Annotated in this window: 7 protein-coding genes and 12 tRNA genes; 18 read left to right on the plus strand and 1 reads right to left on the minus strand. The window is 43.6% G+C overall.

The features are described from left to right. Window positions 1-30: 30 nt before the first annotated feature. The 5 genes from ACFPU1_RS14850 (at window position 31) to ACFPU1_RS14870 (ending at window position 4,539) form a co-directional block, all read left to right on the plus strand. Complete coding sequence (locus ACFPU1_RS14850) at window positions 31-366, plus strand: STAS domain-containing protein (RefSeq protein WP_385942600.1); 336 nt, start codon at window positions 31-33, stop codon at window positions 364-366. Further along, the gene (gene rsbW / locus ACFPU1_RS14855; protein ID WP_054636572.1) at window positions 363-851 is read left to right on the plus strand and encodes an anti-sigma B factor RsbW; all 489 of its coding nucleotides are present in this window, start codon (window positions 363-365) and stop codon (window positions 849-851) included. The genes ACFPU1_RS14850 and rsbW overlap by 4 nt, the downstream gene beginning before the upstream one ends. Further along, window positions 808-1,626: an RNA polymerase sigma factor SigB gene (sigB, locus tag ACFPU1_RS14860; RefSeq protein ID WP_054636573.1), complete on the plus strand. Its 819-nt coding sequence runs from the start codon at window positions 808-810 to the stop codon at window positions 1,624-1,626. Before rsbW ends, sigB begins: the two co-directional genes overlap by 44 nt. After that, entirely contained in the window at window positions 1,627-2,229 is a 603-nt protein-coding gene (locus tag ACFPU1_RS14865) for a SpoIIE family protein phosphatase (protein WP_100400722.1), read from the plus strand. Between the two features lie 126 nt (window positions 2,230-2,355). Continuing rightward, window positions 2,356-4,539 carry a Tex family protein gene (locus ACFPU1_RS14870; protein WP_385942603.1) on the plus strand — a complete coding sequence of 728 codons (2,184 nt, stop codon included), beginning with the start codon at window positions 2,356-2,358 and terminating at the stop codon, window positions 4,537-4,539. A 14-nt stretch (window positions 4,540-4,553) separates the two neighbouring features. Here ACFPU1_RS14870 and cmpA read toward each other — a convergent pair whose 3' ends face one another. After that, on the minus strand, window positions 4,554-4,670 hold the full coding sequence (gene cmpA, locus ACFPU1_RS14875; protein ID WP_157049861.1) for a cortex morphogenetic protein CmpA: 117 nt from the start codon (window positions 4,668-4,670) through the stop codon (window positions 4,554-4,556). A gap of 106 nt (window positions 4,671-4,776) precedes the next feature. Here cmpA and ACFPU1_RS14880 point away from each other — a divergent pair, with 106 nt between their 5' ends. The 13 genes from ACFPU1_RS14880 (at window position 4,777) to ACFPU1_RS14940 (ending at window position 6,597) form a co-directional block, all read left to right on the plus strand. After that, a complete protein-coding gene (locus ACFPU1_RS14880) occupies window positions 4,777-5,229 on the plus strand; it encodes a SprT family protein (protein WP_385942605.1) in 453 nt (150 codons plus the stop codon). 180 nt (window positions 5,230-5,409) lie between these two features. Beyond that, a tRNA-Asn gene (locus ACFPU1_RS14885) sits at window positions 5,410-5,484 on the plus strand. Window positions 5,485-5,486: 2 nt separating this feature from the next. Further along, a tRNA-Ser gene (locus ACFPU1_RS14890) sits at window positions 5,487-5,577 on the plus strand. 9 nt (window positions 5,578-5,586) lie between these two features. Further along, window positions 5,587-5,661: transfer RNA gene (locus ACFPU1_RS14895), tRNA-Glu, on the plus strand. Window positions 5,662-5,668: 7 nt separating this feature from the next. Beyond that, a tRNA-Val gene (locus ACFPU1_RS14900) sits at window positions 5,669-5,744 on the plus strand. 23 nt (window positions 5,745-5,767) lie between these two features. Continuing rightward, window positions 5,768-5,843, plus strand: a tRNA-Asp gene (locus ACFPU1_RS14905). A 27-nt stretch (window positions 5,844-5,870) separates the two neighbouring features. After that, window positions 5,871-5,945: transfer RNA gene (locus tag ACFPU1_RS14910), tRNA-Gln, on the plus strand. Window positions 5,946-5,954: 9 nt separating this feature from the next. Continuing rightward, window positions 5,955-6,040: transfer RNA gene (locus ACFPU1_RS14915), tRNA-Leu, on the plus strand. A 30-nt stretch (window positions 6,041-6,070) separates the two neighbouring features. Beyond that, a tRNA-Leu gene (locus tag ACFPU1_RS14920) sits at window positions 6,071-6,158 on the plus strand. Window positions 6,159-6,179: 21 nt separating this feature from the next. Next, window positions 6,180-6,256, plus strand: a tRNA-Arg gene (locus ACFPU1_RS14925). Between the two features lie 4 nt (window positions 6,257-6,260). Beyond that, window positions 6,261-6,337, plus strand: a tRNA-Pro gene (locus ACFPU1_RS14930). A 6-nt stretch (window positions 6,338-6,343) separates the two neighbouring features. Next, window positions 6,344-6,417 (plus strand) — tRNA-Gly (locus ACFPU1_RS14935). Window positions 6,418-6,520: 103 nt separating this feature from the next. Next, window positions 6,521-6,597, plus strand: a tRNA-Ile gene (locus tag ACFPU1_RS14940). The last annotated feature ends 81 nt before the right edge of the window (window positions 6,598-6,678 follow it).

A 6,678-nucleotide genomic window follows, 5' to 3' on the forward strand; every position in this document is an offset into this window, starting at 1 on the left:
GGCGAGCCTTATAAATAGGAGGATGGAATAATGAATCTTGATATCCAAAAGAAAGAAGTTGACAATAATTTTCACCTTTACCTTTCTGGTGAAATTGATGCGTATACAGCTCCGACGTTGCGTGAAGCTCTTGTACCTTTAACAGAGGAAGAGGGCAAGACAGTTACTGTAGATTTATCTGGAATAGATTACATCGATAGTACTGGATTAGGAATTTTTGTTGGTGCTTTAAAATCATCTCATGCAAATGACAGCAGCTTGAAGCTGGTCGGTCTTAATGAACGTGTTTACCGAATTTTTTCCATCACTGGTCTTGATGAGGTTATGGACATCGACGAGGAAAAAAGGGAGGAAGCAAAGAAATGAAGAAAGCCTCAGATTACATTGAAATGAAGGTGCCTGCTAAACCAGAATATGTGGGAGTTATTCGATTAACCGTTTCCGGTCTCGCTAATCGAATGGGCTATACCTATGATGATATCGAAGACATAAAAATTGCCGTGGCAGAAGCATGTACAAACGTCGTGGATCACGCCTACAAAGAAGGCGGAGAAATGATGCTTATCTGTTCGGCTGAAGAGGATCGTATTGAGTTCATCGTATCAGATCAGGGACAAAGCTTCAGCGTAGAGGATCTGAAGAAGCAGCTAGGCCCCATTGACGCTACAAAACCAGTAGGGGAATTAAAAGAAGGGGGGCTCGGCCTTTTCCTAATTGATACATTGATGGACAAGGTAGAAATTAGCGGGGAAGACGGCGTCGCAATTGTTATGACAAAGTTCCTTCAAAGAGATGGGGTGGAACAGAATGTCGACGGAATCACAACCTCAGCAGACGTACAGCGACAATAATGCACCTGGGAAAGAAGTTGAAAAGGACGAAGTCTATAAGTGGATAGAAGAATTTCAGGAAAATCCCACAGAAGAAATACAAACAAAACTGGTTCGGAAGTTCGAGCCTTTAGTGCAGTCACTGGCCCGTAAGTTTTCCAGAGGCCAAGAACATGACGAAGACTTGTACCAGGTTGGAATGATCGGCCTGCTCGCAGCTTTAAGGCGGTTTGACGATTCTTACAAACGAAGCTTTGAATCTTTTGCTGTTCCTACCATTGTTGGGGAGATCAAACGATTTATCCGGGATAAAACATGGAGCGTCCATGTCCCCAGAAGAATAAAGGAACTCGGTCCGAGGATAAAGAAAGCTGTAGAGGAATTAACTAATGATTTGCAGCGTTCTCCTCGTGTTGAAGAAATAGCAGGGTACCTTGATGTAAGCGAAGAAGAAGTTTTGGAAACCATGGAAATGGGTAAAAGTTATCAAGCGCTTTCCGTCGATCGCTCCATTGAAGCGGATCAGGAGGGGAGTGCGGTCACTCTGCTTGACCTGGTTGGTTCACAGGAAGAGGGCTATGAGCAAACTGATCAACAGCTGCTGTTAGAGAAAGCTTTTACAGTGTTAACAGAAAGAGAAAAGGAAATATTAAAGTGCACGTACTTTGAAAATTTAAGCCAAAAAGAAACGGGAGAGCGTTTAGGGATTTCCCAGATGCATGTTTCTCGATTGCAGCGCAGAGCTTTACAGAAGTTAAGGGAATCCATTCGTGTAGAGCCATCGGAGTGTCTATAAATGATCGAAAACAAACAACTGACAAAAGTTGACTTAGCTACTTTCCAGAAAGGGAAAAGCGGTAATTTGCGTTGTGGGGATGCTTTTGTCACCATCGAGACTGATGAATATTTCCTTTGTGCCGTCGCTGATGGACTGGGAAGTGGCGAAGGTGCCTACCGTTCAGCTATGATAGCTATGGACATCGTTGAGAAGCACCATACTGACCCGGTCCCATCCCTTTTAGAGCAGTGTAATCAAGCACTTATGCATGAAAGAGGAGTAGTCATAACGATATTGAAGGTTATGTACCAGACGAATGAAATCGTTTATGGGAATATAGGGAACATTGGCTGTATGCTATTTACCCATGATGGACAAGCTCTTCGCCCAATTCCTGCTCCAGGCTATCTTTCCGGCAGGAAGTTTCAATACAGGATGGAGCATTTTCCTTACCGGAAAGGGTTTTCATTTATTCTTCATTCAGATGGAGCGACATTTACTACAGAGCAGCAGCGCTGGCTTCGTCAAATGAAGAACCCCGAAGAAGTAGTATCGCGTATGGCAGAAACAGCAAAGAACTCAAACGATGACGTTACTATAGTAGTCGGGCAAGTCAGATAAAGAGTCCTCCAAGGGGGCTCTTTTTTTGTTGGTTTTGGAAAAAACGGTCTCACGTTTTTCCACACTCCTTTCCGTGTTATAGTGAAAAAGAACAATACCTTTTAGAAGTGTACGGGAGGAAATTGAATGAATGCAGCGGAACAGCAGCAATTACTTCTGGAAAAGATATCGGAAGATCTTACCATTTCACAAAAGATAATCAATAATGTTATTCAATTATTAGAAGAAGGAAACACCGTTCCTTTTATTGCCAGGTACAGAAAAGAGATGACAAGCGGAGCTGATGAAGTCCGTATTCGTGATATCCAGGAATCTTGGAATTATGGGCAGCAGCTCCTGGCTCGAAAACAAGAAGTGACGCGATTAATTGAAGAGCAGGGGAAGCTGACACCAGAATTAAAATCGGATATCGAACATGCCGAGAAGCTTCAAATGATCGAAGACTTGTATCGTCCTTTTCGCCAAAAAAGGCGTACAAGAGCAACGAAAGCAAAGGAAAAGGGGCTTCAGCCACTGGCCGAGTGGATTTATTCCTTGCCTAAAGAAGGGGATCTTCACGAGGAAGCTAATAAGTACATTGACACCGAAAAAGAAGTCCGAACAGGCGAAGAAGCTCTTCAAGGCGCAAATGATGTTATTGCAGAATGGATAGCTGATGAGCCGTCTATACGGCAGGAATTAAGAGAATTAACTTATCAAAAGGGAAAGCTTCGTTCTTACTTAAAAAACAAGGAAAAAGATGAACAAGAGGTTTATGGAATATATTATGAATATGAAGAATCATTAAAAAAGGTCCCTTCTCACAGAATTCTTGCTATGAACCGAGGGGAAAAGGAAGAAGCGTTAAAGCTGAGTGTGGTGTTTTCGGAAGACACAGCTTTTTCTCGAATGGAAAAGAAAATCATTAAGCGCCACGGCTCGGTTACAGTCTCATTTATTCAATCTGCCATACAGGATGCTTATAAACGGTTGATTGCCCCTGCCATTGAAAGAGAAGTTCGGAAAGAACTGACAGAAAAAGCAGAAGAACAAGCTATTCATATCTTCTCTGAGAACCTGAAAAACTTATTGCTTCAGCCTCCAATGAAAGGAAAAGTAGTGTTGGGGGTTGACCCGGCTTACCGTACAGGGTGTAAGCTGGCTGTTATAGATGAAACAGGGAAAGTGCTGGCAGTTGAAGTGGTTTACCCGACTCCTCCGAGAAAACAGGTTGTAAAGTCAAAGAGTGTGATTAACCAGCTGATTGATGAACACAATATTGAAGTTATTGTTATTGGCAATGGAACAGCGTCCCGGGAAACGGAAGAATTTATAGCGGAGGTAATCACTGAACATACAAGGGACATTTCTTATTTAATTATTAGTGAGGCGGGAGCCAGTGTATATTCAGCCTCAGAGCTTGGAAGGGAAGAATTTCCTCACTTAGAGGTGGAAGAGAGAAGTGCTGCGTCCATTGCCCGACGCCTTCAAGACCCGTTAGCTGAATTGGTGAAAATTGATCCGAAATCTGTGGGGGTAGGACAGTATCAGCATGATGTCAGTCAAGGGAAACTGAATGATTCACTGACCTTTGTAGTGGAAACGGCGGTAAACCAGGTCGGCGTTAACGTTAATACCGCCTCGCCGAGTTTACTTCAATATGTATCGGGCCTTTCAAAAACAGTGGCTAACAACATTGTTAAACAAAGAGATGAGAATGGAAGGTTTATGGACCGTAAAGAATTGAAGAAAATCCCTCGTTTAGGCTCCAAAACCTATGAACAGGCGATTGGGTTCCTCAGAATTACAGAAGGGAAAAATCCTTTGGATAAAACTTCAATTCATCCTGAAAGTTACAAAGTAACAGAGCAGCTAATTCGTGAAGTTGGAGGAACGATTGAGGACGTAGGGTCTCCAGCCTTAATAGAAAAGGTGCGAGGGATAAATGCCAGCCAATATGCAAAAGAGCTTGGAGTGGGGGAGCCGACGTTAAAGGACATCTTAGATGCGCTTGCCAGACCGAACAGAGATCCCAGAGACGATCTTCCAAGGCCAGTATTAAAAAAAGGAATAATGAGCTTAGAAGACCTGACCAAGGGTATGGAGCTCCAGGGAACAGTAAGGAATGTTGTTGACTTCGGAGCATTTGTGGATATTGGAGTAAAAGAAGACGGTTTGGTTCATATTTCCAAAATGTCTAACCGGTATGTTAAGCACCCTATGGAAATTGTCTCAGTGGGGGATGTGGTCACTGTCTGGGTTGAAAGTGTCGACCATAAAAAGGGAAGGATCTCTTTAACCATGATAGAGGCAGAAAAGCAAACAAGTTAGCGGAAGGCAGATCCTTATTCCTGGGTCTGCTTTTTCTTATATTTAAACCAGCATTGGTTTAGCAATTTAATTTCATAAATGTTCTTTTGGTAATAAGCGCGCTCAATTTGGCGCTTGAACCAGTCCGGCATTTACTCACCTCCTTTCAGCAGCTGAGAAGAGAAAACCTATTTAGGTTTTTTATATCCTATGATAAACTGTTTGTCAGAGTTGATAAATTTTAAGGGAGGGGGCGTTTTGAACAACGGACAATTGCAAGAGCTCACAGAAAAAGTCTCACTAGAAAGCTTTAAGAAACCCTTTCTTCACCAAGCCGTATTTAATTACAGATTAAAAACGACAGGCGGACGCTATTTATTACAAAGCCACAATATTGAGATTAACCCAAAGCATTATACGCATTTTGGTGATAAAGAGCTTATTGGTATATTGAAACACGAGCTTTGTCATTACCACCTTCATATAGAAGGGCGAGGGTACAAACATAAGGACAGGGAGTTTAAGGAACTCCTTTTGAAAGTCGGTGGTGCTCGTCACTGCAGTACTTTGCCAAGTGATGGGGATACACGCTTAAAACTGCTATATGTATGCTTGGAGTGTCGGACGCAGTTTTCGAGACAGCGAAGAATTAACCTTGAAAAGTATGTTTGTGGGAAATGCAAAGGGAAGTTGAAAAAAGTTGAAAAATAGGTTGACGTAATTCACGGTGCTGTGTTAAATTATAAAAGTCGCCGAAAGACAAGCGGCAACTTCAAAAAAAAACAAAAAACAAACTAAAAACAAACTAAAAAAGTTATTGACATCATTCATTAGCTGATGTACAATATAAATTGTCGCCAAAAACGACAAAGCAAGGTAAATGATGAATATTCCACAGTAGCTCAGTGGTAGAGCTATCGGCTGTTAACCGATCGGTCGCAGGTTCGAATCCTGCCTGTGGAGCCATTGGAGAAGTACCCAAGTGGCTGAAGGGGCTCCCCTGCTAAGGGAGTAGGTCGTGTAAGCGGCGCGAGGGTTCAAATCCCTCCTTCTCCGCCATGAATAACTGGCCCGTTGGTCAAGTGGTTAAGACACCGCCCTTTCACGGCGGTAACACGGGTTCGAATCCCGTACGGGTCACCACTTATTTGGAGGATTAGCTCAGCTGGGAGAGCACCTGCCTTACAAGCAGGGGGTCGGCAGTTCGATCCTGTCATCCTCCACCATCTATATTATTGACTATTGAGCTGGGCCTGTGGTGTAGCGGTTAACATGCCTGCCTGTCACGCAGGAGATCGCGGGTTCGATCCCCGTCAGGCCCGCCATTTATAAATATTATATACTGTTATCTTTGGGCTATAGCCAAGCGGTAAGGCAGCGGATTTTGATTCCGTCATGCGCTGGTTCGAATCCAGCTAGCCCAGCCACTGATTATTGCGGGTGTGGCGGAATTGGCAGACGCGCTAGACTTAGGATCTAGTGTCTTTATGACGTGGGGGTTCAAGTCCCTTCACCCGCACCATTTACTTTCACAAAACGATAACGATTTTGTGCGGTTGTGGCGGAATGGCAGACGCGCTAGGTTGAGGGCCTAGTGGGAGTTAAATCCCGTGGAGGTTCAAGTCCTCTCAACCGCACCATATATAATCATAATAGCACAAGCGCCCGTAGCTCAATTGGATAGAGCGTCTGACTACGGATCAGAAGGTTAGGGGTTCGACTCCTCTCGGGCGCGCCATTGTCGGGAAGTAGCTCAGCTTGGTAGAGCACTTGGTTTGGGACCAAGGGGTCGCAGGTTCGAATCCTGTCTTCCCGACCATCTTTTGCGGGTGTAGTTTAGTGGTAAAACCTCAGCCTTCCAAGCTGATGTCGTGGGTTCGATTCCCATCACCCGCTCCATTATTTGAAATGGCAAGCAAACAAAATATCAACTGAAAAGTTCTTTTTTTTATGCTTGCAAAACCGAACGAGATGTTTTATAATAGATATCTTGTCACTTGATGGGCCTGTAGCTCAGCTGGTTAGAGCGCACGCCTGATAAGCGTGAGGTCGGTGGTTCGAGTCCACTCAGGCCCACCATCAATTATACTAAGTTGTCCTTTGAAAATCGAATGAAAGTCAAACGTCAGTTAATTTCTATTAAAGTAAGTTAAGTTAGTT

This window comes from Thalassorhabdus alkalitolerans (assembly GCF_042656525.1).
GTDB classification, from domain to species: Bacteria; Bacillota; Bacilli; order Bacillales; family Marinococcaceae; genus Thalassorhabdus; species Thalassorhabdus alkalitolerans.